Origin of the sequence: Vibrio thalassae, from assembly GCF_900089835.1 — a bacterium.
GTDB lineage: Bacteria > Pseudomonadota > Gammaproteobacteria > Enterobacterales > Vibrionaceae > Vibrio > Vibrio thalassae.
In genome coordinates, this window is sequence record NZ_OANU01000123.1 from 74,269 (window position 1) to 99,777 (window position 25,509).

30 protein-coding genes are annotated in these 25,509 nt (G+C 45.0%); 12 read left to right on the forward strand and 18 right to left on the reverse strand.

From position 1 onward, the window contains the following. Window positions 1-48: 48 nt before the first annotated feature. Window positions 49-807, reverse strand: coding sequence for a hydroxyacylglutathione hydrolase (gene gloB, locus VTH8203_RS20685; RefSeq protein WP_096995351.1), 759 nt, complete (start codon window positions 805-807; stop codon window positions 49-51). A gap of 38 nt (window positions 808-845) precedes the next feature. On the opposite strand from gloB, the gene VTH8203_RS20690 reads away from it, so the two are divergent. Beyond that, a complete protein-coding gene (locus VTH8203_RS20690; protein ID WP_096995352.1) occupies window positions 846-1,586 on the forward strand; it encodes a class I SAM-dependent methyltransferase in 741 nt (246 codons plus the stop codon). A 12-nt stretch (window positions 1,587-1,598) separates the two neighbouring features. On the opposite strand, the gene rnhA is transcribed toward VTH8203_RS20690, so the two are convergent. After that, entirely contained in the window at window positions 1,599-2,063 is a 465-nt protein-coding gene (gene rnhA / locus VTH8203_RS20695; protein WP_096995353.1) for a ribonuclease HI, read from the reverse strand. A gap of 57 nt (window positions 2,064-2,120) precedes the next feature. On the opposite strand from rnhA, the gene dnaQ reads away from it, so the two are divergent. Both dnaQ and VTH8203_RS20705 read left to right on the forward strand, forming a co-directional pair. After that, complete coding sequence (gene dnaQ, locus VTH8203_RS20700) at window positions 2,121-2,867, forward strand: DNA polymerase III subunit epsilon (RefSeq protein WP_096995354.1); 747 nt, start codon at window positions 2,121-2,123, stop codon at window positions 2,865-2,867. 9 nt (window positions 2,868-2,876) lie between these two features. Continuing rightward, window positions 2,877-4,121: a TIGR03503 family protein gene (locus VTH8203_RS20705; protein ID WP_096995355.1), complete on the forward strand. Its 1,245-nt coding sequence runs from the start codon at window positions 2,877-2,879 to the stop codon at window positions 4,119-4,121. A gap of 63 nt (window positions 4,122-4,184) precedes the next feature. Here VTH8203_RS20705 and fadE read toward each other — a convergent pair whose 3' ends face one another. Next, window positions 4,185-6,629, reverse strand: coding sequence for an acyl-CoA dehydrogenase FadE (gene fadE / locus VTH8203_RS20710; RefSeq protein ID WP_096995356.1), 2,445 nt, complete (start codon window positions 6,627-6,629; stop codon window positions 4,185-4,187). A 316-nt stretch (window positions 6,630-6,945) separates the two neighbouring features. Between fadE and lpcA the strand changes: the two genes are divergently transcribed. Then, window positions 6,946-7,521, forward strand: coding sequence for a D-sedoheptulose 7-phosphate isomerase (gene lpcA / locus VTH8203_RS20715; RefSeq protein WP_031495242.1), 576 nt, complete (start codon window positions 6,946-6,948; stop codon window positions 7,519-7,521). A 50-nt stretch (window positions 7,522-7,571) separates the two neighbouring features. Further along, complete coding sequence (locus VTH8203_RS20720) at window positions 7,572-8,414, forward strand: class II glutamine amidotransferase (protein WP_096995357.1); 843 nt, start codon at window positions 7,572-7,574, stop codon at window positions 8,412-8,414. A gap of 84 nt (window positions 8,415-8,498) precedes the next feature. Here VTH8203_RS20720 and purN read toward each other — a convergent pair whose 3' ends face one another. Together purN and purM are read right to left on the reverse strand one after the other, a co-directional pair. After that, window positions 8,499-9,137: a phosphoribosylglycinamide formyltransferase gene (gene purN / locus VTH8203_RS20725; RefSeq protein ID WP_096995358.1), complete on the reverse strand. Its 639-nt coding sequence runs from the start codon at window positions 9,135-9,137 to the stop codon at window positions 8,499-8,501. Between the two features lie 4 nt (window positions 9,138-9,141). Then, window positions 9,142-10,182 carry a phosphoribosylformylglycinamidine cyclo-ligase gene (purM, locus tag VTH8203_RS20730; RefSeq protein ID WP_096995359.1) on the reverse strand — a complete coding sequence of 347 codons (1,041 nt, stop codon included), beginning with the start codon at window positions 10,180-10,182 and terminating at the stop codon, window positions 9,142-9,144. Between the two features lie 246 nt (window positions 10,183-10,428). Here purM and upp point away from each other — a divergent pair, with 246 nt between their 5' ends. Continuing rightward, entirely contained in the window at window positions 10,429-11,055 is a 627-nt protein-coding gene (gene upp, locus VTH8203_RS20735; RefSeq protein WP_096995360.1) for a uracil phosphoribosyltransferase, read from the forward strand. A gap of 66 nt (window positions 11,056-11,121) precedes the next feature. Here the strand turns inward: upp and VTH8203_RS20740 are convergent, their stop codons facing one another. Further along, on the reverse strand, window positions 11,122-12,363 hold the full coding sequence (locus VTH8203_RS20740) for a uracil-xanthine permease family protein (RefSeq protein ID WP_096995361.1): 1,242 nt from the start codon (window positions 12,361-12,363) through the stop codon (window positions 11,122-11,124). A 275-nt stretch (window positions 12,364-12,638) separates the two neighbouring features. Between VTH8203_RS20740 and VTH8203_RS20745 the strand changes: the two genes are divergently transcribed. Next, window positions 12,639-13,856: a DUF2066 domain-containing protein gene (locus tag VTH8203_RS20745; RefSeq protein WP_158296210.1), complete on the forward strand. Its 1,218-nt coding sequence runs from the start codon at window positions 12,639-12,641 to the stop codon at window positions 13,854-13,856. A gap of 75 nt (window positions 13,857-13,931) precedes the next feature. Here VTH8203_RS20745 and VTH8203_RS20750 read toward each other — a convergent pair whose 3' ends face one another. From VTH8203_RS20750 to bepA, 4 genes are read right to left on the reverse strand one after another with little or no spacing between them, the layout of a single operon-like run. Beyond that, window positions 13,932-14,354, reverse strand: coding sequence for a DUF2069 domain-containing protein (locus VTH8203_RS20750; RefSeq protein WP_096995363.1), 423 nt, complete (start codon window positions 14,352-14,354; stop codon window positions 13,932-13,934). Window positions 14,355-14,361: 7 nt separating this feature from the next. Continuing rightward, window positions 14,362-14,931 (reverse strand): NAD(P)H:quinone oxidoreductase, encoded by a 570-nt coding sequence (wrbA, locus tag VTH8203_RS20755; RefSeq protein WP_096995364.1) that lies wholly within the window; start codon window positions 14,929-14,931, stop codon window positions 14,362-14,364. Further along, window positions 14,931-15,281, reverse strand: coding sequence for an arsenate reductase (glutaredoxin) (gene arsC / locus VTH8203_RS20760; RefSeq protein WP_096995365.1), 351 nt, complete (start codon window positions 15,279-15,281; stop codon window positions 14,931-14,933). Before arsC ends, wrbA begins: the two co-directional genes overlap by 1 nt. 20 nt (window positions 15,282-15,301) lie before the next feature. Next, the gene (bepA, locus tag VTH8203_RS20765; RefSeq protein ID WP_096995366.1) at window positions 15,302-16,753 is read right to left on the reverse strand and encodes a beta-barrel assembly-enhancing protease; all 1,452 of its coding nucleotides are present in this window, start codon (window positions 16,751-16,753) and stop codon (window positions 15,302-15,304) included. A 291-nt stretch (window positions 16,754-17,044) separates the two neighbouring features. On the opposite strand from bepA, the gene VTH8203_RS20770 reads away from it, so the two are divergent. Continuing rightward, the gene (locus VTH8203_RS20770) at window positions 17,045-17,272 is read left to right on the forward strand and encodes a sulfurtransferase TusA family protein (protein WP_096995367.1); all 228 of its coding nucleotides are present in this window, start codon (window positions 17,045-17,047) and stop codon (window positions 17,270-17,272) included. A gap of 3 nt (window positions 17,273-17,275) precedes the next feature. Beyond that, window positions 17,276-18,346, forward strand: a complete 1,071-nt coding sequence (locus VTH8203_RS20775) for an AI-2E family transporter (protein WP_096995368.1) — start codon at window positions 17,276-17,278, stop codon at window positions 18,344-18,346. Window positions 18,347-18,433: 87 nt separating this feature from the next. On the opposite strand, the gene bcp is transcribed toward VTH8203_RS20775, so the two are convergent. Together bcp and VTH8203_RS20785 are read right to left on the reverse strand one after the other, a co-directional pair. Further along, entirely contained in the window at window positions 18,434-18,904 is a 471-nt protein-coding gene (gene bcp, locus VTH8203_RS20780; RefSeq protein ID WP_096995369.1) for a thioredoxin-dependent thiol peroxidase, read from the reverse strand. Between the two features lie 34 nt (window positions 18,905-18,938). Next, complete coding sequence (locus tag VTH8203_RS20785; RefSeq protein WP_096995370.1) at window positions 18,939-19,481, reverse strand: glycine cleavage system transcriptional repressor; 543 nt, start codon at window positions 19,479-19,481, stop codon at window positions 18,939-18,941. A 285-nt stretch (window positions 19,482-19,766) separates the two neighbouring features. Here VTH8203_RS20785 and dapA point away from each other — a divergent pair, with 285 nt between their 5' ends. Continuing rightward, the gene (gene dapA, locus VTH8203_RS20790; RefSeq protein ID WP_096995371.1) at window positions 19,767-20,645 is read left to right on the forward strand and encodes a 4-hydroxy-tetrahydrodipicolinate synthase; all 879 of its coding nucleotides are present in this window, start codon (window positions 19,767-19,769) and stop codon (window positions 20,643-20,645) included. 50 nt (window positions 20,646-20,695) lie between these two features. Further along, complete coding sequence (gene bamC, locus VTH8203_RS20795) at window positions 20,696-21,715, forward strand: outer membrane protein assembly factor BamC (RefSeq protein ID WP_096995372.1); 1,020 nt, start codon at window positions 20,696-20,698, stop codon at window positions 21,713-21,715. Between the two features lie 15 nt (window positions 21,716-21,730). Here bamC and VTH8203_RS20800 read toward each other — a convergent pair whose 3' ends face one another. Genes VTH8203_RS20800 through VTH8203_RS20815 form a run of 4 tightly spaced genes read right to left on the reverse strand, consistent with a single transcriptional unit; the run spans window position 21,731 to window position 24,144 of the window. Further along, window positions 21,731-21,937: a DUF2897 family protein gene (locus VTH8203_RS20800; protein ID WP_096995373.1), complete on the reverse strand. Its 207-nt coding sequence runs from the start codon at window positions 21,935-21,937 to the stop codon at window positions 21,731-21,733. Window positions 21,938-21,946: 9 nt separating this feature from the next. Continuing rightward, window positions 21,947-22,621, reverse strand: coding sequence for a M15 family metallopeptidase (locus VTH8203_RS20805; RefSeq protein WP_096995374.1), 675 nt, complete (start codon window positions 22,619-22,621; stop codon window positions 21,947-21,949). 2 nt (window positions 22,622-22,623) lie between these two features. Then, complete coding sequence (dapE, locus tag VTH8203_RS20810; RefSeq protein WP_096995375.1) at window positions 22,624-23,760, reverse strand: succinyl-diaminopimelate desuccinylase; 1,137 nt, start codon at window positions 23,758-23,760, stop codon at window positions 22,624-22,626. Between the two features lie 33 nt (window positions 23,761-23,793). Beyond that, window positions 23,794-24,144 (reverse strand): ArsC family reductase, encoded by a 351-nt coding sequence (locus VTH8203_RS20815; RefSeq protein ID WP_096995376.1) that lies wholly within the window; start codon window positions 24,142-24,144, stop codon window positions 23,794-23,796. Between the two features lie 293 nt (window positions 24,145-24,437). Here VTH8203_RS20815 and VTH8203_RS20820 point away from each other — a divergent pair, with 293 nt between their 5' ends. Continuing rightward, window positions 24,438-24,719 (forward strand): winged helix-turn-helix domain-containing protein, encoded by a 282-nt coding sequence (locus VTH8203_RS20820; RefSeq protein WP_006071066.1) that lies wholly within the window; start codon window positions 24,438-24,440, stop codon window positions 24,717-24,719. Window positions 24,720-24,802: 83 nt separating this feature from the next. Here the strand turns inward: VTH8203_RS20820 and VTH8203_RS20825 are convergent, their stop codons facing one another. Both VTH8203_RS20825 and VTH8203_RS20830 read right to left on the reverse strand, forming a co-directional pair. Continuing rightward, on the reverse strand, window positions 24,803-25,153 hold the full coding sequence (locus VTH8203_RS20825) for a DUF4156 domain-containing protein (RefSeq protein WP_096995377.1): 351 nt from the start codon (window positions 25,151-25,153) through the stop codon (window positions 24,803-24,805). After that, complete coding sequence (locus VTH8203_RS20830) at window positions 25,137-25,481, reverse strand: DUF2956 family protein (protein WP_096995378.1); 345 nt, start codon at window positions 25,479-25,481, stop codon at window positions 25,137-25,139. Before VTH8203_RS20830 ends, VTH8203_RS20825 begins: the two co-directional genes overlap by 17 nt. Window positions 25,482-25,509 lie beyond the last annotated feature (28 nt).

Genomic DNA, 25,509 nt, shown 5'->3' on the forward strand with positions numbered 1-25,509 from the left:
GGTTGTGCATAATACTAATACGAATTGGGCCAAACAAGCAGCAAAACGTTAAAATTCGTTTTTCCACTCACGTAATGCTGTAAAAGTTGATAAGGGATCATGATTGACCGTGCGGTTTGCGACCGACTTCACAACTTCTGGCTGAGTAGTTCGCAAAAATGGATTGATCCGTTTTTCTAAACAAATTGTGGTTGGTATTGTAGGGAAACCCTTAGCGCGCTTTTGATTAGCACCGTCTCGGTATTCATGGAGGAACTCGTTATGAGGTTCGACTGCCATGGCAAATGCGAGGTTGCTAAGCGTATACTCGTGAGCACAGTACACCTCCGTCTCCTCCGGCAAAACGGTGAGCTTTTGTAATGAATGATACATTTGCTCTGGCGTGCCTTCAAAAATGCGACCACAGCCCGCGGAAAACAGGACATCGCCACAAAACAGCTTTTCGTCGCCAACATAGCCAATATGGTCGAGTGTGTGACCTGGCAAATTGAGAACCAAAAACTCCTCATTGAACAGGTTAATCCTATGACCTTCACTGACATGGTGAGTTAGGTGTTTTATATTGGAATTTTCGGGGCCAAGAACCGTAATCGTCGGGTATTTTGCTACTAGCTTTTCGATACCACCAGTATGGTCCCAATGGTGATGAGTAATCAAAATGGTCACTAACTCTAACTGGTTGGCTTCTAGATATGCGATCACCGGTTCTGCATCACCTGGATCGACAACGGCACACAAGTTCTGGTTATTTTGAATCAGCCAGATGTAATTATCGTTAAATGCAGGTATGCTTTTGATATGTAACATTGTTGTTTCTCCAGTTCGGTATGGGAGAGAGCGCGTAAATGAAGCCAGCACGCAGCAAGAAAAAAGTTGATCATCCCCATTCTTGGGAAGAGCTTGCCAACGGTCAATGGGTCTCAGAGTCTATTCAAACTAGGCTAGATGAATGGTGTCCCAAGCTTTTTGGCTATCATATGCTAAAACTCGGTGGGCTGAGCTGTGAGCTCACGAGCTGTAATTGCAACATTCAGCACCAAGTGAACCTCGACTCTAAAAACCCACTACACAATGTTATCGCTGACCGCTATGAATTACCATTCTTAGAGAAGAGTTTTGACGCCGTCGTGTTGTCACACCAACTTGAATATGCCGAGGATCCTCATCGACTATTACGCGAAGTAGATAGAGTGATGATCGATGATGGCTATCTTATTATTACGGGCTTTAACCCTATGAGCTTCACTGGTCTTGCGAGTTTAATGCCCTGGAGGAAGAATAATTTTCCTTGGAGTGGACGCATGTTTACTCCGAATCGCATAAAAGACTGGTTAGGGGTGCTCAATTATCAAGTCGTGTATGCGGATACTTATGCTCTGTTCCCGATGAAACGATATCGAACGATGTGGACGTGGTTAGAAAGCAGTATTGGTGACTGGGCGTCACCCATGGGTAGCTTGTACTTTATCGTGGCGAGAAAGCGCACCTATCCGCTAAAACCGATCAAGCCACATTGGCGTCTAAAGAAAAAGCTAACACCGGCCAGTGTTAGCTATCGTACTGCAGATAAAAAGCAGAGCTCGTAATCAACAGCAAGGTTAGTTCGGCTGGTAGCCCGTGTCTTCGTCGGTCGGGTTTTCCGCCGCCGTTCTTGCTAGTTCATCGCACATTTCATTTTCTCGATGTCCTGCATGGCCTTTAACCCAGCGCCAGTCGATGTCATGACGTACCGTTTCTGCATCAAGCGCTTTCCAAAGATCCGCGTTTTTAACGGGCTTTTTGTCTGCAGTTTTCCAACCACGTTTTTTCCAGTTATGTATCCACTGCGTAATCCCTTGTCGAACATACTGACTATCTGTGGTTAAGATAACATTGCACGGCTCTTTTAGGGTTTGCAGTGCTACAATAGTCGCCATCATTTCCATGCGATTGTTTGTTGTCAGCGTATAGCCTTTGGCTAACGTCTTTTCGTTCTGTTTGTATCTAAGGACGATCCCATAGCCTCCGGGACCTGGGTTGCCTAAACAAGAACCATCTGTGAAAATTTCAACCTGCTTCGTCATGATTTGATACTATATAGCCCAGTAAGTTTATCTACATAGTCTGACATACAAAACATCATGAATACCAGTCTCAATTCAGAACAACGCAGAATCGTGGTGCTCGATACCGAAACCACAGGTATGAACCGCGAAGGTGGCCCACATTATATGGGGCACCGAATCATTGAAATCGGTGCGGTAGAAATTATCAACCGTAAGCTGACTGGTCGCCATTTTCACGTTTATTTAAAGCCCGATCGCGAAATCCAACCAGACGCTATCGAAGTTCATGGTATCACCGACGAGTTTCTATTAGATAAGCCGCTCTACCATCAAGTTCATGAAGAGTTTCTTGATTTCATCAAAGGCGCAGAGCTTGTTGCCCATAACGCACCCTTCGATGTGGGCTTTATGGACTACGAGTTTGAGAAGTTAGACGCCTCGATTGGTAATACTGAGCAGTACTGTAAGGTTACCGATACGCTTGCGATGGCAAAACGCATGGCAAACATGCCAGCAAGAAAGAACCTCGACTCACTGGCAAAACACTACACAATAGATACGTCCGCTCGTATTCTCCACGGCGCTTTGCTCGATGCGGAGATATTGGCAGAAGTGTATTTGGCAATGACGGGTGGTCAAACGTCAATGCAATTTAATGCTGGACAGTCGGATGGGGATGAAAGTGGTGGTGAAACTATTAAGAGACTCACAACTGGAAGAAAATCGCTAAAGATCTTGCATGCTTCTGCCGATGAAATAGAAGCGCACAATTCGCGCTTAGATATTGTTGAAAAAGGTGGCCGTTGTCTCTGGCGCCTGTAGGAGAGAAGCATGCAGAGGATTATTTTTGCGATAGCGCTATGGTTATCGCTAACAGTTGGTGCGTTTGCGACTGAGTCCTCTATGTCATTTCTTGATAACCGGTTTCGAGTCGACCAAACGGTAGAAAGAATCACGTTTTTGGTTTATCGACAAGATAACTCAAAGCCGGTTACCTTGGTTCGCCCTGATGGTAAAAAATATTACGCTTGGCGTCATCCTGAGAATGTTCGCTGGATTGAAGAGCCCAGCGTCGATATCATTTCAGTCGAAAAACCAATGCCAGGTCCTTGGCAAGCTATTGGTAAAGTGACTCCTAAAAACAACATTCAAATCATCTCTCAGTTATCTTTAAAAGCTGAAACCTTGCCACAACGTATTTATCAGGGTGAGAAGTTGAAGTTTACCGCTCGACTTATGACTGATGATCAGCCGTTAATCGTTGACAATATTCTGGATCGGGTGAACCTCAAAGTCGTAATGACGCGCTATCTTGAATCTCAAGAACAATCCGACAGTCACATACGTCCAGTTCCCATTGTCATTGGTGAATTTTACGACAATGGAGAAGGGCTTGATGAGCGAGCGGGAGATGGTATTTTTACGGTAGAGTTGCCAATTGAACTTGAGCCGGGTAAGTATAATGTCCGAATCACAACTGGGAATGGGGTGTTTTTACGAACATTAGAGCAAGAAGTACTGATCTATCCGACACCTTTTTCAAGCAAATTTATCCAAGGTGATGATAAAGCGCCGCATCAAATCATAATTCAAGGTGAAGCTGCGACTATCGAGTCAGGTAGTTTAGCCACTTCAATCGAATTACAGTCTCCAGATGCATCAGAGCAGGTTGTGCAACACCAAGCGCAGGCGGGTAAAAATGAGGTAACGTCTTATTTTAACGACTTAAATCAAATGGGTACCTATCATTGGACTGGCCACGTTTACGCGAACGAAGCATCAACAGGACGTGCACTAGTCTTTGATCTGCCAACACGTACGTTTAGTGTTGTTGGTGCTTTGGATCTAGCAAAAGCAGAGCAAATGCAAGCGGCGGCTCGAGAAGCGAAGAAGAAAGCGGAACAAGAAGCTCAGATTCTTGCGCACAGAGAGCAAGTGAGAACACGAGCTATAGTAGCGATTGTGCTTGGTAATCTGGTACTTATTGTTGTTGGTGGGCTTATCTGGTGGTTGGTCCAACGTAAGCGGGCCATTAGAGCATCGTTACCAGAAATGCAGCTAAATATGCCACGGTAGACCGAGCAAAAAGATCAACAAGGGTCAGCAATTGCTGACCCTTGTTTATTGAGTTATCGACGTTTATGCAACTTCTTCCATCGTCGGGTAGACAGGTTTTGCTGCAAGTTCCTCTGGTGCGAAGTCATCGACGTTTATGGTATACAGGCGATGTGCTTCTGCAGTAATAAGCAATGATGCCTCCTCTTGAGTAATGATCTTGTTTTCCAGTCCTAATGCCGCAACCTTATCAAGTTGTGTAAATGGGCGGCGCTGTTCAAGCGCTTTACATACCTTAGTAAACACAGGCTCGGCACGTAAAACGACCTCTAGAGCTTGCTCAATACGACCAGCAGCGTTGTGCTCAGTTGGTTCTAGATATTGACCACGACCCAAGCGGCTTCGAGCGCCACAAGGTGTTTGCAAGATGCGAGCAACTTGACTATCGAGTTTGTCTGACGGTGCTTTACGAACGGTGCCCAGTGGCAAGACGATAAAGCGCATCAAACGACCAATCGCTTTATTGGGGAAGTTAGCCAAGAAATCGTCCAACGCTTTTTCAGTTTGCATTAGGCTATCTTGTAGACCCCAATGAAGAAGCGGTAAATCTTCGCTGTTACGGCCTTCCACGTCATAACGTTTCAATGCAGCACTGCTTAGATACAACTGACTCAAAATATCACCAAGGCGCGCCGACAAGCGCTCTTTGCGTTTTAGTGAACCACCAAGAACCGCCATAGAGACATCGGATAGCAGGGCGAGATTCGCACTGTAGCGGTTAAGCTGTTGGTAATAACGTTTGGTAGCATCTTTTTGTGGAGTTGATGAGCCGCGACCGTCAGTTAGACCGAGCCAGAAACTGCGGACTAGGTTACTAATGGTAAAGGAAACGTGCCCAGCAAGTGCTTTGTCGAATTTGTCGACAGCATCATTATCATTCGAGTGAGCGGCTTCCATTTCTGTTAATACATATGGGTGACAACGAATCGCACCTTGACCAAAGATGATCATCGAACGCGTGAGAATATTGGCACCTTCTACCGTTACTGCAATAGGTGAGCCTTGATAACCACGAGCTAGGAAGTTGGATGGGCCAAGGCAAATGCCTTTACCGCCAACAATGTCCATCGCATCGATAATGCTTTGCTGACCACGGTGAGTACAATGGTATTTGACGATGGCAGAAATAACGGATGGTTTCTCGCCCAAATCAATACCGGTAACCGTTAGGTGGCTAGCAGCATCCATCACATAAGCGTTACCACCGATACGCGCTAGTGGCTCTTCGATACCTTCCATATGGCCGATGGGTTGTTTGAACTGGCGACGGATACGGGCATAAGCCCCTGTTGCCAACGCTGCCGTTTTGATGCCACCTGTTGAATTTGACGGCAGAGTGATGCCGCGCCCCACAGACAAGCACTCCACCAACATACGCCAGCCTTGCCCTGCCATTTTCTGACCACCAATAATAAAATCAAGTGGCACGAACAACTCGTTCGCTTTTGTCGGGCCATTTTGGAATGGGACATTTAGCGGGAAATGACGATTACCAATTTCCACCCCTTTTAAGTGTGTTGGGATGAGTGCGCACGTGATGCCTAGGTCTTGTTTATCACCTAGAAGGCCATCAGGGTCGCGAAGTTTAAACGCAAGACCAAGCACGGTTGCGACTGGAGCGAGCGTAATGTAGCGCTTGTTCCACGTCAGTTTCATACCTAAGACTTCTTTACCTTCCCAATGACCTTTACATACCACACCAAAGTCCGGGATAGAGCCTGCGTCAGAGCCGGCTTCTGGGCTTGTTAACGCAAAGCACGGAATCTCTTTACCGACTGCTAGGCGAGGTAAGTAGTAGTCTTTTTGGTCTTCTGTACCATAGTGTTGAAGAAGCTCACCAGGGCCCAATGAGTTAGGGACACCAACCGTCGATGACAGGACACCAGAGACACCGGTTAATTTTTGCAGTACCAAGGATTGCGCATAAGCTGAGAACTCAAGTCCACCGTATTTCTTCTTAATGATCATGGCAAAGAATTTGTGATCTTTAAGGTATTGCCAGACTTCTGGTGGGAGATCGGCAAGCTCGTGCGTGACTTGGTAGTCACTTACCATGGCGCAAACCTCATTGACTGGACCATCTAAGAAAGCTTGCTCTTCGTCGCTCAGTTTTGGTTGGCTGATGTTTTGTAGTTTCTGCCAGTTTGGTTTGCCTTTAAACAGCTCAGCTTCCCACCAAACGGTACCCGCATCGAGTGCTTCTTTTTCTGTCTGAGACATGGCAGGAAGCACTTTCCTGAAGAGTTTAAGTGCTTTAGCAGAAATCAATGATTGTCTAATCGAAGGCACACATAATATGGCGACCGTAGCAATATATAACGCCCATACGATGGTGCCAAATACACCGAGCAGTGAACCTAAGACCATTGCAGCGGTCACGAGTAATAAAGATTTTGCCAGCGACGCTCGTTGGTAGAAACTAAATCCAACTGTGCCGAGCAAGGCGACGATTGAGAGCAAGATGTCCATGATTGTTCCTTTATCTGGGTACTTATCGTTGTTGTAGTGGTTGACTGTTTTAGCTATAGAAAAGGTAAGAGGTCGTACCAGTTTTAATTGTAACTCAATTATTGCGCAAATGTAAATTTTCAAAAGTAATTACTCTAATACGATCCAAAAATGAGAGCTTTGTATAGTTTCCAGTCAGTTTCTTAGGTTAAGTCATGAAAAAGTAGTTGGGGGGAAGCGAGATAAGGTTATGCCTATCGACAGAATTGGGGATTTATAGTTACACTCAGATAATCGTAACGACGCGTTGATGTCGGAAAATAAAGAGAATAAACCTATGTACCAAGATCTAATTAGAAATGAGCTTACTGAAGCTGCAGACGTACTAAATAAGTTCCTGAGCGACGATCACAACATTGCACAGATTGAAGCTGCGGCGAAGATGATTGCAGATTCATTTAAACAAGATGGTAAGGTGCTATCTTGTGGTAATGGCGGTTCGCATTGTGATGCGATGCACTTTGCTGAAGAACTAACAGGTCGTTATCGTGAAAACCGTCCGGGTTACGCAGGTATCGCGATTTCAGATCCAAGCCATCTTTCTTGTGTCAGTAATGACTTTGGCTACGACTATGTGTTCTCACGTTACGTTGAAGCGGTAGGCCGTTCTGGTGACGTGTTGTTTGGTCTTTCTACATCAGGTAACTCTGGCAACATTTTAAAGGCGATTGAAGCTGCCAAAGCTAAGGGTATGAAAACTATTGCTCTAACAGGCAAAGATGGCGGCCAAATGGCGGGTGTCGCTGATATTGAGATCCGTGTACCGCACTTCGGTTACGCAGATCGAATTCAAGAAGTACATATCAAGATCATTCATATTGTGATTCAATTGATCGAAAAAGAGATGGAATAATCTCAGCTTATTAGTGACGTTATTGTGTAAGAAAAAGAGTAGGGAACTCAATGTGTGAATTGCTTGGCATGAGTGCAAATGTGCCTACAGATATCTGTTTTAGCTTTACCGGTTTGATTCAACGTGGTGGTAACACTGGCCCCCACAAAGATGGCTGGGGGATTACCTTTTATGAAGGCAAAGGTTTTCGAACCTTTAAAGACCCTCAGCCTAGTTGTGATTCAAAAATTGCAGAATTGGTTCAAAATTATCCGATAAAGAGTCGTGCGGTCGTCAGTCATATACGACAGGCGAATCGTGGTCAGGTAAATCTTGAAAATACGCACCCTTTTACGCGTGAGTTGTGGGGGCGTTATTGGACTTTTGCTCATAATGGTCAGCTCAGTGATTACCAAGGGTTGCACACCGGCCATTTTCGTCCAGTGGGCGAAACCGACAGTGAATTATCGTTCTGTTGGTTGTTGAGAAAGCTGGATGAGCGTTTTCCTGAACCGCCGCAAGATCTAATGGCCATGTTTGCTTATGTCGCTGAGTGTTGTGATGAATTACGTGAGTATGGTGTCTACAACATGTTGCTAAGTGATGGCGAGTTTGTGATGACCTATTGCACTAACCATCTGTACTGGATCACGCGTAAAGCCCCATTTGGTAAAGCCACCTTACTCGATGAAGATGTCACTATTAACTTCCACGAAGAGACAACACCTAACGATGTGGTGACATTGGTAGCAACCCAACCGCTGACTAGCAATGAAAGTTGGCATCGAATGAAGCCGGGTGAATTTAACCTGTTTCATTTTGGGGAGTTAGTCGCTAGCAATGTTAATGAGTTAAAAGACGTGGAGTTTGCGGAGGCAAAGCCTGCAAGCCAAGCGCCTACTGAGCCGTTATAAGCCCACATCAAGCTGGAATATAAGAAAAAAGCGAGTGATGACATCACTCGCTTTTTTGATATTTACTCGTTGTGATTGAGAGGGTTATTTGTCCGCATAGCCTTGAGGGCCAAGCTCTAAACCATCTAGCATCGCTTTACTACCATCCATCGACAAACGGCCTTCAACGAACCATTTTACAACTAATGGGTAGATCTTATGTTCCTGACTTTGAACACGCTGTTCTAAAGTTTCAATCGTATCGTTATCGAACACTGGCACTTTTGCTTGCAAGATAATTGGACCGCCGTCTAGCTTCTCAGTAACAAAATGGATACTGGTGCCATGGTGTTCATCACAATTATCAATTGCACGTTGATGCGTGTGCAAACCTGGGTATTTTGGTAACAGCGATGGGTGAATGTTGATCATTCGTCCCATGTAATGGCGTACAAAATCACCACTCAGGATACGCATGTAGCCAGCTAGAACCAATAAATCGGGCTTGTGCACGTCAATACGACGCATCAGTTCAGCGTCAAACGCTTCACGTGTTTCACTTAATTTAGGATCGAGGAACTCTGCCTCTGCTCCTGCTTTTCGTGCACGCTCTAAGGCAAAAGCAGACTCTTTATTTGAAAAGACCGCTCGTACCTTGGCGTTTTCGATGGTGGACTCACAGGCGTCGATAATCGCCTGTAAGTTGGTACCATTACCTGAAACTAAAACAACAATATTCTTCATGAAACTAATTGATCTCTACTTGCTCTTCACCAGCCTGTGCAGTCGCGATCTCACCAATTACCCATGCATTTTCACCTTCAGCTTTTAGTAGCTCAACCGCGGCGGCCGCTTGCTCTTGAGGCAACGCAACAATTAGGCCTACACCACAGTTGAAAGTACGGTACATTTCAAATGTCTCGACATTACCTTTCTGTTGTAGCCAGTTGAAAATTGCTGGCCATTCCCAGCTATTACCATCGATTACCGCTTTGGTTCCTTCAGGAAGTACGCGAGGGATATTTTCCCAGAAGCCACCGCCTGTGATGTGCGAGATTGCATGGATATCGTGTTCAGCGATCATTTTCAGAGCTGATTTAATATAAATTTTCGTTGGTTCTAGTAGGTGTTCACCAATTGTGCGTTCACCAAGCATTTCGTTCTTGTCGGCGCCAGATACTTCTAAAATCTTGCGTACAAGAGAGTAACCATTTGAGTGTGGACCACTTGAACCAACCGCGATGAGTGCGTCACCGGCAGCCACTTTCGTGCCATCGATAACTTCAGATTTTTCAACGACGCCAACACAGAAACCTGCAACGTCGTAGTCTTCTCCGTCATACATGCCAGGCATTTCTGCTGTTTCGCCACCAATAAGCGAACAACCTGCTTGGATGCAACCCTCGGCAATACCAGATACCACGTCAGCCGCCGTGTCGACGTCTAGCTTGCCAGTTGCGTAATAGTCGAGGAAGAACAGTGGCTCTGCACCTTGAACAATTAAGTCGTTCACACACATGGCTACCAGATCAATACCGATAGTGTCGTGTTTGTTCATATCCAAAGCTAGGCGCAGTTTGGTACCGACACCATCCGTTCCAGATACAAGTACAGGCTCTTTGTATTTAGTTGGCAGCTCACATAAAGCACCAAATCCACCGATGCCTCCCATAACTTCAGGGCGACGAGTGCGCTTAACCGCGCCTTTAATACGGTCAACTAATGCGTTACCAGCATCAATATCTACACCAGCGTCTTTATAGCTTAGGGAAGTGTTGTTTCCGCTCACGGGACAGTCCTCGATAAATAAATGGATGTGAAAAGCGGGCGCTATTCTAACAGGGGTTTAAACAAAAAGGAAAACGTTTGCGTAAGAAAATGCAAACTATTTTTGAGCGAGGGTAATCTATTGATATCGTCAGGTTTTAGCGGGTAAACGTGCGGAAAAAACATCATTAACCGATAATCTTGACTGAAATAGCGAAAGAAACCATGTATAATTTGCAGGTTTTGTTAAAAATTGCCGGAGTAGGACATGAAAGTTGTTGAAGTTAAACACCCTCTTGTGAAGCACAAACTGGGTTTGATGCGTGAAGGGGACATCAGCACAAAACGTTTCCGTGAGCTAGCTACAGAAGTAGGTAGCCTATTGACGTACGAAGCGACAGCAGACTTTGAGACTGAGAAAGTAACTATTGAAGGTTGGAATGGTCCGGTTGCAGTGGACCAAATCAAGGGTAAGAAAGTGACCGTTGTGCCAATTCTTCGTGCTGGTCTAGGTATGATGGACGGCGTGCTTGAGCACATGCCAAGTGCACGTATCAGTGTTGTAGGTATCTACCGTGATGAAGAAACGCTAGAACCTGTACCTTACTTCAACAAGCTAGCATCAAACATCGATGAGCGTATTGCATTGGTTGTTGACCCAATGCTAGCAACGGGTGGTTCTATGATTGCCACCATCGATTTGCTGAAAGAGAAAGGCTGTAAGGCGATTAAAGTATTGGTACTTGTTGCTGCTCCAGAAGGTATTGAAGCATTAGAAAAAGCACACCCAGATGTTGAGCTGTACACAGCTGCAATTGATGAGTGCCTGAACGATAAAGGTTACATTGTTCCAGGACTTGGTGATGCCGGTGACAAGATCTTCGGTACTCAGTAATTAAGAGTTCGACGACCTCACATCAAAAAGGCTGACGATTGTCAGCCTTTTTTACGTTTGGAGAGATTAATCTTCCATTTGAGCGTTATCGACGACTTTATTCTCACCTAAATCATGAGGAAGAATTTGGTTGAGGATAATGGCAACAATACCGCACAAGCTGACGCCTTGAAGACTAAATTCACCAATACCAAAAGCCATACCACCAATACCAAAGACCAATGTGATCGCGACAATGACTAGGTTACGAGATTTATGTAGGTCAACATGATTTTTAATTAGAGTATTCAAGCCAACTGTTGCGATTGAACCAAACAACAAAATCATGATACCACCCATCACAGGGACAGGAATGGTTTGTAAGACTGCACCAAGCTTACCTACCAAGGCTAAAACGATAGCGGTGATGGCAGCCCAAGTCATGATCACTGGGTTAAAGGCTTTCGTTAGCATAACAGCACCAGTCACTTCACTATACGTCGTGTTTGGCGGCGCACCTACCATAGACGCTGCAATGGTCGCGACGCCGTCACCTGCGATAGTGCGGTGAAGACCGGGTTTCTTCAAATAATCTTTACCCGTCACGTTAGAAATTGCCAACATATCGCCAACGTGTTCAACAGCAGGAGCAATGGCAACTGGTAGCATAAATAGAATGGCATTGATATTGAATTCTGGGGCAGTGAAGTTTGGCATCGATAACCAAGATGCTTGAACAACAGGCGTGAAGTCCACGACACCGAATACTAAGCTCGTGATATAACCTGCGACGATACCACTAACAATAGGTAGAAGCTTTAAGAAGCCCTTAGCAAAAACACTCACCCCGATGGTTACGAGTAATGAAACTGAAGAGATCCAAAGTGCCGCTTCACCATTGATGAGTTGAGCAGAGCCATCACTTGTTTTACCTAAAGCCATGTTGACTGCAACTGGAGCCAGTCCAAGACCAATAACCATGATCACAGGGCCGACGACGACAGGAGGCAATAGTTTATGGATGATTTCTACCCCTTTTGCTTTGATAACTGCACCTAGGATGATGTAAACAACACCGGCCGCCATCAAACCGCCCATGGTAGCGCCAACGCCCCAGGTTTGAACGCCAAACATAATCGGAGCGATAAAAGCAAAAGAAGACGCTAGAAAAATAGGAACGCTACGACGAGTGATTAATTGGAATAATAATGTACCGACACCGGCTCCGAAAAGCGCAACGTTAGGATCCAATCCGGTTAGTAATGGAACAAGAACTAAGGAACCAAACGCTACAAATAGCATTTGAGAACCTTGTAAGATAGTTTTCATAGTTTGATATCCAAGCAAATAAAAATGTTCACCCAAGGGCTTTGGGCAAATTGGCCGGATAATATCACTTTGTAATCGATTACTTAATGATCTTGGTAAAAAATCTCGATTTTTTGTTAGTAAATTCTCAATAGAAAGCTGGATATTGTGTTCTTTAAGCTTGCCGCATAGACGTGTAAGCAAAAAATATTAACCAAACCTTGAAGCACTCGGCTTGCTCCCGAAGACATACTTGCTTATCATTTCGACTTATATCTTTGTAATTTAGGATGCTTATGCGTTATTTAGCTTGGTTGTTGGCGACAGTTTTTGTTATGCCAGCTTATGCATTGACCAAGGTTGATATTTATTCGACCGAAGTGGTGGTGAATTCTGAAGAGCCGAATGCTGACGAAGTCGCTCGCCAGCAAGGCATGCTGGAGGTATTGATCAAAGCCAGTGGTGACTCAAACGCAGCAGCAAATCCGGTAGTAAAAAAAGCGCTTGGCAATAACTCCCAGTTCATTACGCAGCTAGGTTACACGCAGCTAAACGGTGAACAGGCGTTGAGAATGACCTTTAATAGTGAGCAAATCAATACACTATTGAAGCAGGCTGATTTATCATCATGGCCGATTGAAAGAGCCAACGTTATGGTGTGGTTAGTTGAGGATGATGGTCGTGACCGAGCTATTACTTGGGAACATACCAATTCCGAAGCAGCAGATCAGCTAAGAAAAGAAGCCAAGCGACGTGGTCTGCCAGTCACCTTTCCGGTTGGTGACTTTGATGACATGACTGGGATTCAGCCAACCGATTTATGGGGAGGCTTCGTAGGGCCGATCTCCCAAGCGACTCAGCGTTATCCTGTCGATGCGGTGATGGTCGTAAGAGCTGAGGGCAATAACTTACGTTGGACCTTGTATGACCAAGCGCCAGATACGTTAGGTCGTAATCAGCTAGAGCCTATCACTGGTTCGGCGTCGGGCAGTGCAGCCATGGCGACGCTGATCGACCAAGTTAGCGACTATTATGCTGCTAAAAATGCAACGGTTGTGAGTGGCGAGAGTGCTGGAACCATCACGGTCTCCTTCACTGGGATAAAAAACGCTGATTCGTTTTTCACTCTGGAGCGTGCCTTAGGCCGATTAGCTTCTACCGCGAAAGTGGAAGTCGCTGAAGTAAAAGGCGACGATGTGATTATCAGAGCGTATTTATTAGGTTCGATAGAGTCGTTTGAACAAGAAGTGCTAAAACTGGGGTTAGTTAAAAAGGTAGACGTGCAGCCGGAAGACGTCATTGTTGAGTCAACGGAGAGTCCGCAGACTTTGCCTGTGGAGGACACTTCCAACGTAAAGCCGGACCCCAATAGCCAGACTCAAGCCACTGTCACTGACGCCACGGTGGTGACTTCTGTGGATGAAACAAGCATCGCTAAGGATTTTGAAGAGGCAGCGGGAGCTACCAATGGTTTGATTGCCAAGCCACAACTCACGTTTGAGTGGCTGTATTAGAACCGGTTGAGGTGACATAAAAGGAGGCTTCGCCTCCTTTTTTATTGGGCTTTATGTTGAGGTGATCTCAGAGGGCTATTTTTCGAAGCGCTGCTTTTCTTTTTTTTCGACAGAAGAAAGTCGCGGCAGTTTTAAACCCAGCTCTTTACCTTTTAGCCGTGCATAAAGGATGTTTCCAGCAAAAGCTAAGCCGGTGAGTAGAAGCTCTACTGATGCCAACCACCGCTCACCTTCATCGGCATAAAGTAGTGTTAAAGCATGGAGAAAGTAAAGCATCAAGACAAAGTTGGCCCAAGCATGAGTGTAAGGTTTTCCTGCAATAATCCCTGGCAAAGGCAATAGCAGTGGAATCATCCAAGCAATGGTCATCGCTGTCGGGTTAATATGTGGGTGGGGGGACAAAAAGCCGTGCCAAACAGCAACCCAAGCCAGTAGAGCGAGGTTGGCTACCAATGCAAAGATGCGCATTGTTTTGGTTTTAAAAGGTATTGCTAACATGATTCCATTACTTCATTTTTTTGGCGGTTTGCGCCAAGCGTTTTCCTAACGCAAAAGCGAGTTCAGACTCTTCGCTGCTAAGTTGGGTACTTGAGTCGGCTACATGTGAAGCTCCATAAGGAGTGCCGCCAGTGGTGGTGGTATGTAACATTGGTTCACTGTAGGGAATGCCTAAGATCATCATGCCATGGTGCAATAAAGGAAGTAGCATGCTCATCGCTGTACTTTCTTGACCGCCATGTAATGAGGATGATGAAGTGAACACGCAAGCAGGCTTATCGATTAGGTCACCTGATATCCACAAGCTGGTGGTTTGATCCCAAAAGTGTTTTAGAGGCGCAGCCATATTGCCAAACCAGACCGGGCTCCCCATAGCTAAACCATCACATTGCTTTAGCTCGTTGAGGGACACAATTGGGTCGCCACTGTGTAAGTCTGAATCTTCTGTTAATTTGTCCACTGTACGCAGAATAGCTTGGCATTGCTCGACTGACTCAACGCCTCGTGATATGGCACGAGCGAGTTGCTTGGTGCTTCCATGTCGACTGTAGTAAAGCACCAGAATATGATATGCCATTACAGTATGTCTAACACTTGCTCTGGCGGACGGCCATGCTTTGCTTTGCCGTTGCTGACGACAATTGGACGCTCGATAAGCTTGGGATGATCACTCATTGCTTGGAACAACTGTTCATCGGTCAGTGCTGGATCGGCTAACTGAAGCTCTTTGTAAATATCTTCTTTAGTACGCATCATGGCACGAACACTTTCTAATTCTAGCTGACCAAAAATCTCTTTCAGTTTCTCTACCGTAGGCGGAGTGTTGAGATAGTTAACTACTTCTGGCTGAATGCCTTTTTCTTCAAGCAAAGCAAGGGTTTGTCGGCTTTTAGAGCAGCGTGGATTATGAAATATGGTGACTGACATACGGCTATTCCTTATTGGTTTTATTGTAGTGCTATGAAGCGATCGCGTTGCGCCAATAATTGGTCGATGCGAGCGTCATAGCGAGCCTGTTTTAGGCTTCCTAATTTGGCTAATTGACTGGCTTGAGAGTAAAGCTGAATAGATTTATCCCACTGAGCGTTTAGTGCCAATATTTCAGCGCGGGCAGCGAGATCTTCAGCACTATTGCCGAGCTTAATATTGGCTTTAGATAGCAAGTGCCAACCGTTGGTATCATTAGGGTGTTCATGAGTGTAACGTTGTAATACTTGAATGGCATCTTGGTATTTTTCGCTTTTCAGCAGCGCGTTCGCATAATTGATCGTAATAACCGGATTATTAGGCTTAACGGTTAATACTTCCTTCATCAATTTGACGGCTTTTTCAGGTTGCTTTTGAGCAATATAAAGATCGGACGCGGCATCTAAGTAGAAGTTGTTGTTTGGATCTTTCTTTAACAGTTTATCGAGAATAGCTTCAGCTTCATCTAACTTGTTGGTATCAAGATAAACCAAGGCTTTCCCGTATTCGAATGAATCCTGAATTTTCGGGGAAGCTTTGCGTGCTGTACGTTGGAACCAGTCCATCGCAGAAGTGGATTTTATCCCTGCATAACGCGCAACGACTCTAGCGCGCGCCAAATGATAGTTAATAGATGGTTGCACGCGTAGTGGCGGATAGTGCTGCGCTCGCTCACGAGTGTCCGTAATACGATCTTCTGGTAATGGGTGAGTGAGCAACATCGGTGGCGGTTTACTCGCATAACGATACTCATCGGCAAGACGGCCAAAGAATCGTGGCATATCGTTGACGTCAAATTTGGCTCGAGCCAAAGTAGCAATACCAAAGCGATCGGCTTCTTTTTCGTTACTGCGAGTGTAGTTTATCGATGCTTGCATCGATCCTGCGGTCGTTGCAGTCAGTGCCGCGATACCCGCTTGGGGAGCCGCGATTGCCAACAGTAGCGAACCAACAAGTGCAGCAACGGTCGCCGGAGAACGGCGAGCTTCGTCTTCCATGCGGCGCGCTAAGTGGCGCTGAGTGACGTGAGCAATTTCGTGTGCCATGACTGAGGCAAGTTCACTCTCCGTATGGGCATGCAAAAAAAGACCTGTATGCAGTGCGACATAACCACCAAAGAACGCGAATGCGTTGATATTACGATCGCGGATCATAAAGAAGGTAAAAGGCGTCTTTACATCGTTAGCACTAGAGACTAATCGATGGCCGATAGAGTCAACGTACTCGTTGAGTACGGGATCATTCACAATCGGAGAGCTAGCGCGAATCATCCGCATGTACGCATCGCCATAAATGAGCTCCTGGTCTATGGTCAACGTGGCACCAGCTGCCGTTCCGATATCGGGTAAATCGATTTCGGCATAGGCAACTTGGGGGACGCTAATTGCGGCAGCGACGCATAGGCAAATCAATGAACGGGCGCGTTTCAACATACGACTGAGGTAACTCCTTAAAATGTGGTAGTTTTGACCATGAAATCCTGACTTGGTTTCCTACCTTATCCTCTTGTTTCTCATTTTTGCATACGGAACTTGGATAGGAAAGGTTTTCTCATTTATATACCATTCCTTTGGTTTGTTAGCTCGACTTGGTTTGAATATCTATTATTCACAGTTTCTGTAACACTTACAGGTTGGGTATGTTACTAAAAGTCTTTACAATGGAAGACTTTGAGAGATTCGAAACACTCATGCTTGGTTTCACGCTGTTCAAATGGAAATTGAATGATTGATATACATCTAGACTTAGTTGCAGAGCGCTGCCCGATGTCATTGCTGTTAGTCAAGCGTGCATTTAAACAGATTGAAGCAGGGCAATTATTGTCGGTAAGGTTAGTCGACAAGCATTCAGTCTCGGACGTCCTTCAATACTTATCTATCCAGAATGCCAAGATACATCATAGGGTTGAAGATGAAGTGAGCGTTATCAATATTCGTAAACAGGATGATTAATTGATGCTAGATATGGTCCGTCGTTGGTACAAGCGACGCTTTTCCGACCCAGATGCAGTGAGTTTGGTAGTAATTCTGCTCTTTGGATTTATTACTATTTACTTCTTCGGTAATTTGATTGCTCCGTTATTAGTGGCGATTGTGTTGGCTTACTTGTTAGAGTGGCCTGTCAGCAAACTGTGCGCACTTGGCATGCCAAGAACCCTGTCGGTTGTGATGGTTATCCTGCTTTTCATTAGCTTAATGTTGTTAGCCATTTTTGGCTTGGTGCCAACAATTTGGAATCAAGTTGGCAACTTGTTGAATGACATTCCAAATATGTACAACGGTCTGCAGCAGTTTGTCGCAACGATACCAGAACGGTACCCTGATTTGGCTGAGATTCATTTAGTCGAAACCATTATGAGTAATGTGAAAGATAAAGTTTTAGTGTTAGGTGAAAACGTTGTGAAAGGCTCGCTAGCATCGCTTGTCAGTCTAGCAGCTCTAGCCGTGTATTTGATATTAGTGCCATTACTGGTGTTCTTCTTACTCAAAGACAAAGAAGAGATGGTTCAGATGGCGAGTGGGGTGCTACCTCGTAACCGTCGCCTTGCGAACAAAGTGTGGGTTGAGATGAATCAGCAAATCTCCAACTACATTCGCGGCAAGGTACTCGAGATCTTGATTGTTGGTTCTGTAAGCTATATTACGTTCGCTATCCTAGACCTTCGTTATTCCGTGTTGTTAGCAGTATTGGTCGGTTTCTCTGTACTTATCCCTTACATCGGTGCTGCGGCAGTCACTGTGCCAGTTGCAATGGTAGGTTTATTCCAGTGGGGTCTGGCACCACAGTTTTATTGGCTACTGGTTGCTTACGGTATTATCCAAGCATTGGATGGTAACGTTCTGGTACCCGTACTCTTTTCTGAAGCGGTAAACTTACATCCAGTGGCGATAATTGTTGCAGTACTGGTGTTTGGTGGCTTATGGGGGTTCTGGGGGGTATTCTTCGCCATCCCATTGGCAACGTTAGTGAAAGCGGTATGGAATGCACTACCAAATCACGATGATGGCACTCAACACGCCACTTAGCGATTTTAAGGGTCTCGTCCTAAAATAAAAAAGCCACCTTACGGTGACTTTTTTAATGGGCTGTTTGGCTTTCAATAAGTCGTGTTACTACGCCTTCTCATTTAAATGGTCAAGCACCACTTCATGATGGGTTTTGGTCTTAAACTTATTGAATACGTGTTCAATCACTCCGTCTTCATTGATCAGGAAACTGATGCGGTGCAAGCCGTCATAGACTTTACCCATAAATTTCTTTTCACCCCAGACACCGAACTGGTCTGCAACCGAATGGTCTTCATCGGAAAGAAGCGTAAAGTTAAGCTCATCGCGCTCAATAAATTTCCCGAGGCGTTTTACTGGGTCAATACTCACCCCGAGGACGACGACATTATGATCGTCAAGCTCTGTTTTTACGTCGCGAAGACCTTGAGCCTGAACGGTGCAGCCAGGCGTCATGGCTTTCGGGTAAAAATAGAACAGGACTTTCTTGCCTTTAAAGTCTTGCAGTGTAACGGTGTTGCCGTCTTGGTCGAGCAAAGAAAAGTTTGGGGCTGGCATGCCCGCAGTCAACGTATTCATTGAAATTCCTTTGAAGCTAGATGATGTTATTATTTTACTTACTACCGCTGATAAAGTTCAGCGAGCCTTTTACTGATAAGCGATGACACAAAGAGTCAAACTCTTCTTGCAATTGCATCAGATTACAATTTTCTTCTACATTGGCCGTGAGTGCGATCTGGAATTGATCGACCTCTGTCCCAGCGCGCTCTTTGACGATGGTTTGTGCGCTTAACGAAGCAAGACCAATCTGCTTGTCGGCGAAAAACTGTGTAAATTGTTCAGTAAGTCCAAGACGGTCTTCCGATTCGATAAACACTTCAACGGTATATTGATTCGGTAGAGCGTCGTGTTTGGAGGTACGTTTCATCATAGTAATGAGATCATGCTCTTGGCCTAAAAGTGGCAAGGTGGTCTCGACTCTTGTGATGTAACTTGGGGTGCCGGAAATCAGCATGATGAGAGTAAATTCGTTGCCGAACATAGCAATACGGCTATCGATGATGTTACAACCAGCCTGTGCGACCAGATGTACTACTTCATTACAAATCCCTGGGCGGTCAGTACCAACGGCGGTAATCACTAAATACTGAGTCATGGTGTCACTCTAAAATCCCTATTTGATGATATGGTAGCACAGCTAGTAATAAAGCTCTTGTGATAGATGTAACCGAATACCGACAAATTTAACGGAATAAGTTTATCAGCGAGAAAATTGACCTGTAGATGACACCTCAAAATAGTAATGGCGCACTTTATACGTGCCTCATATCTGAAATCTGATAATTATTCATTCACTTCTTGCGGGGATTGTTCTTAATCTCTTGTGTTTATCAATAGCATTACAGTACCATGCAAGTAGTATCAATTTAGGGAGATCACCATGTTTTCAGGAAGTATTGTTGCCTTATTAACCCCATTCACTCCAGACGGCGAAGTGGACTTCGTTAGCTTACGAAAGCTAGTTGAGTATCATATTGAAGCTGGTACAGACGGCATTGTGGCTGTTGGTACAACAGGTGAGTCTGCAACATTAACTGTCGAAGAACATGTCAAGGTCGTCGCCAAGACGGTTGAGTTTGCAGAAGGTCGTTTGCCAATTATTGCCGGTACAGGCGCGAACGCAACTCACGAAGCTATTACGTTTAGTCGCTTATTTAATAACGTCGGTATTGCTGGCTGTTTGAGTGTAACGCCATACTACAACAAGCCAACACAAGAAGGCATGTACCAACACTACAAGGCTATCTCTGAAGAGACTGACATTCCACAAATTCTGTACAACGTACCAGGCCGTACTGGGGTTGATCTGCAACCAGAGACGGTGGCACGCTTATCGGAAATTCCAAACATCGTTGCACTTAAAGATGCGACCGGTGATTTATCACGAGTGCAAATTCATCGTGAACTTTGTGGCAAAGATTTTATCTTACTAAGTGGTGACGATTCGACAGGACTTGATTTCATCAAGCAAGGCGGTACTGGTGTGATTTCCGTAACGAACAACATCGCTGCCGCAGATATGGCGACTATGATGAAATTAGCGTTAGAGGGTAAATTTGAAGAAGCTGAAATCATTAACCAGCGTCTCATGCCTTTACATAAAAATCTGTTCGTAGAATCGAGTCCAATTCCAGTGAAATGGGCCGCGCACAAAATGGGTTTGATTGACAACGGTGACTTACGTTTGCCTCTTGTTGAACTGTCTGAAAAAGCAAAACCTATTGTTGCTCAAGCTTTAACAGAAGCTTGTATTTACTAATAGAACATTAAAAGGAGCGAGTCATCGCTCCTTTTATTAAGGGAGTATCAATGAAATTTTCTCGTCAGCTAGCAGTATCGTCGTTAGCTGTTATGGTTTTGGCTGCTTGTTCGAGTGACCCTAAAACTCGTCGCGAAGCAAAAGATGACTTTAACTACCTTGATGCGCCACCGTTGAAAAGTTGGACGCTACCGGAAGATGCCACGCCTCAATTCTATCCAAACTACGACATCCCCAAAGGGGATTACTCTGGTGGTATTGGGCGTGAGGTTGACATTCGTCCACCGCAACAAGTTTTGGAGCTTATCCCAGGTGCTCGAGTAGAACGACAAGGCTCTGACGTAACCCTGTGGCTGCTGCAAAAAGATGAGATGGACAAAGTATGGTCTACTGTTAAAACCATGCTTGCGGAAATCAATGTTAAAGCGCTGAAAGAAAGCGATGACTTCATAGAAACTAATTGGGTATCTTGGGTTTCTGAAGATGAAGATGTTGAGATTGGTAGCCGTTACGATATTAGCCGTTTTGAAGCAAACAACCGTTATGGTTTCAAAATGAAGTTGATTGATTGGCGCGAAGGCGGCGAAGGAAAGCCGGTTACTCGTGTTAATGAAGAGCGTTACAATACGCTGATGACGAACCTTGTAACGGCTCGCTACGATCGAGATCTTCGAGAAGAAGCGGCACGTCGAGCTCAAGAATTGGTCAAGTCTATCCCGATTAGCATGGGAACGGACAGAAGCGGTCTGCCGGTTATCATCGCTCGTACGTCGTATGATGTCATGTGGCAGGAGATTCCAGAGTTGTTGCCTAAGACGGGTTTCACCATTGAAGAACGCAACCAGTCTCAAGGTACTGTAAAAGCAAAATATGCTGCACCTGACGATGATTTCTGGAATGAAGTGGGCTTGAAGCCAATCGACCTAGAGCCAGGGGAGTATACATTCCTATTCGGCGACTTGGGTAACCGTACGTCGATTAACGTCACTGATAAAGATGGTAAACCCGTTGCGGAGAGCTTGCTTCGTTCACTAGAGCCTCTGATATCGACAGTGATTAAAAAAGACTAAAATGAAAAAGGACCATTAAGGTCCTTTTTTTATATCTTTACCATCGCCGTGTTTTTGTTTATCCAATTCATTGAGGCGGTCCAGTTCGTGTTTTCGAGACCGTAGATTCTCCTCTTGGTTGAACTTCATGTTGGCGGTGTGTTTCAATGCGGCAATGTTGCCAATAACAACGGCCACAACAACAATAATGATAACCCAAGGGTTAAAGAGCCACTCAATCATACTTTACTCTCAACGTTGTATATTTGTTATGTATTTATTGTAGATGTAATCAAGCTGAGAGAGTATGGCGCGTTGTCCCAAAATCTCTGATTGCTGCAAAGTTTCTTCAAGTAAGTCCATAGTCAGTTGTTGCAAGCATTGTTCTGACGCAGCTTGATGAGTGATGTGCCAAGGTTCAAATGCGATGCCGCCAAGGTCTTGTTGATACGGAAAGCCAAACCCATATTGACTCGCATTCTGTTTCAGCCATTGATAAAAAGGCAGTTGATGCCCTTGTGTATACTCCCACGGTTCTAACAATAGATTGGTTTCTGATGGCAACAAATTTCCAGCGTACACGTCAAAATCCGTTCCCCAATGATGACGGCTTGCTCCAGGCAGGGCGCTCCAGCGTAAAATAGCCTGAACTTTGTCTTCATCCGTGAATAACCTGGTATCAATTGGCTGACTCTCATCATCCAAAATGGGCGTTGAACCGGACATTTTGTTGTTCCAAATGGTGAGTTGTCGTTCGAAACTGCGAAAACCACTGGCGATGTAAAGCTGAAACCCAGAGGACGAAGCAGCCTGAATCAGTGAAGTTAGAGCTTGTGTTACTTTCTGATTAACAAGAAAAGTTTTATTTCCTACTTGAAGTGGTACGAGCTCCACCTCACTTTGACCAACAAGCTGCTTTTTATTCATAGTTATCTACCTAAAAGGTTAACCAGCGTTTTCTCGTACATATCCGTCAGTTTTTCTAGATCTGCGATATTGACGCACTCGTTGACTTTGTGAATGGTTGCATTGACAGGACCAAGTTCGACCACTTGAGCCCCCATGCGTGCGATAAATCGACCATCAGATGTGCCACCTGTGGTGAGAAGTTCTGGTTTAGTATGGTTGACGGCTTCTACGGCATCGACTACTGCGTCCAATAAGTTGCCTTGATCGGTTAAAAATGGATGGCCACTTAAGGTCCATTTTAAATCGTAATCTAAGCCATGAGAGTCCAGTGTTGAGTGGACACGTTGCTTGATGTCCTCGTCAGTCAATTCGGTACTGAACCGAAAGTTAAACTGCACATCAAACTCACCCGGGATGACGTTGCTAGCTCCGGTACCAGAATGCAAGTTGGGGATTTGAAAACTGGTTGGCGGGAAGTAATCATTGCCTTCATCCCATTGTGTCGCAGCAAGTTCAGCCAATGCTGGCAGAGCTTGGTGGACAGGGTTGTTTGCTAGATGTGGGTAAGCAACGTGACCTTGAATCCCTTTTACTTTTAAGTCACCAGTGATAGAGCCGCGACGACCGTTTTTTACCACATCACCGACCGCATTCGTGCTTGAAGGCTCACCCACAATGCACATATCGATAAGCTCATTTCTTTCCATTAAAGTATCAACCACTCGGGTTGTACCGTTAATGAAGGGGCCTTCTTCATCGGAAGTGATCAGAAAACCAATGGAACCCGAATGGTTTGGATTTTGTGCAATGAATCGCTCAACCGCGACGACCATACAAGCGAGTGAACCCTTCATATCAGCGGCACCGCGTCCGTGAAGGTAACCATCGATGATGGTGGGTTCAAAAGGCGCCGTATGCCATTGTTCTCTTGGGCCAGCAGGGACAACGTCAGTGTGACCTGCAAATGCGAATAGCGGCGCTTCGGTGCCTTTTCTTGCCCAAAAATTCGTCGTGTCTTCAAACACCATGACCTCAATATTAAAGCCAAGCTTTTTGAGGCGTTCAATCATGACCTTCTGGCAATCGGCATCTTCCGGTGTTACAGATTCACGACTGATTAAATCTTTTGCCAGTGCCAATACGGGGCTGTCTGTCATCCTTGATGATCCTTATAATTATTTTGCTTGTGTTTATGAATTGAAAATCTGCTGGTATTGGTCGGCTTTGAAACCAATATGTTTGCTACCATCGATATCGATGATAGGGCGCTTAATCATGGCTGGATGCTCTACCAGAAGGGAGACAACAGAGTCTGCATTTAGCATGTCTTTTTGTTGTTGTGAGAGCTGACGATAGGTCGTACCACGTTTGTTGAGAACCTGTTCCCAGCCCAAAGCATCACAAAACTCGCGAACCATCTGCTCAGAAATACCATTTTTACGATATTCGTGAAAAGTGTACTCAACGTTGTTAGCTTCAAGCCATTTCTTGGCTTTCTTAATCGTATCGCAGTTAGGGATCCCAAACATGGTGATCGACATAGTGACTTCCTTTCTATAATTGGCTTGCCAGGTCGGCAATGTTGTTTTTAAGCATCCTATCAAGAACTTTGGGCATAAACAAAAACTTGTTCTCGATCACGTCTACTCGGATTGAATGTCAATGGACAATTAGCGCAAAAAGAACAAGAAAACGGTCTAAATTAATCGATATTGATGAAAAGTTACAAAACCTGAATTTTCGAAATTACGCGGATTATCGAGAAATTGATCAAGCGCAACACCCTATTGTTGAAATCCAATATATTGGAAATGCACATAAATAGGAGGTGTCAATGGAACTGAGTCCTGTTTTTGCACGTCGTCTCTATCTCGCATTACTCGTTGAGAGCATCGAGAGACCAAATGTGCCAAAACTTATCGAAAAAACGGGGTGGCCTCGCCGAACAATTCAAGATGTGATCAAGGCGCTACCTGGTATCGGCATTGAGCTCATGTTTGTTCAAGATGGGCGTAGACACAATGATGGTTATTACCAGTTATCAGACTGGGGACCATTCGACAGCCAATGGGTAATTGAACGCCAGAATGACATAGAGTCGACGCTTGGCGTTTGAACAACTCATCGTTGTTGAATGTGAATTAAGAATCAGCCGTGTGCGTATGGATGAGAAATAAAGCCGGAGTGAAAACTCTGGCTTTATTTTTTGCACTGATATGCACTGCCGATTAATGTGACTGAGGTTTGAAAGTCGAGTGGAGAGAGCAGTAAAACCGTATCTGCTTCCAATTGGTTTGTCTGATTTTTGATGTCATTCAAGGCGCCGCGCGCAAGCGCATCATTACCGTAAAAAATCGAGCTGTACCAGCGTCCTTCTGAACCGGTGACTTCACCTTTCCAAATGCAAGAAGATACGTCCATTGTGGCGTCAAGTCTCACCTCTATGCGCTCGGCTTGCGTTGAAAGAAGTTGGTTAGTGGGAGTAGAGCAACCTTGTAGGATAACAAGTATTGCCACCACGCCTAATCGGGATTTATTTAAGGACAACATAAGCGATAAAACCTATCCAACTTAGTATAAGTAGCAGCCAAGGTAACCGGGCTGGCTCTGAGTGTTGAGTTTTCATGTCAAGCGTGTGCTCTTGCGAGTCGTTGTTCTCACGCTGTTGCTGCTTATCTTTCTTCTGTTTTTTTTGAGCCTTATCAGCCTGACGTTTTTTGTCTTTTTGCTGCTTTTTATATTGGGCGATGCCTTTTTCAATACCTTGGGCGATTAGCTTGGTTTGTTCTTTGGTTTGTCCCGGTTTTTGGGTTGATTTGGCGATACGCATCGCTTCTTGTTGAGTTTCTAGCGAAGGGGTCGCTTTATTAGTTTTCATAATGATCCTAACTCAGAGTTTGGCACAT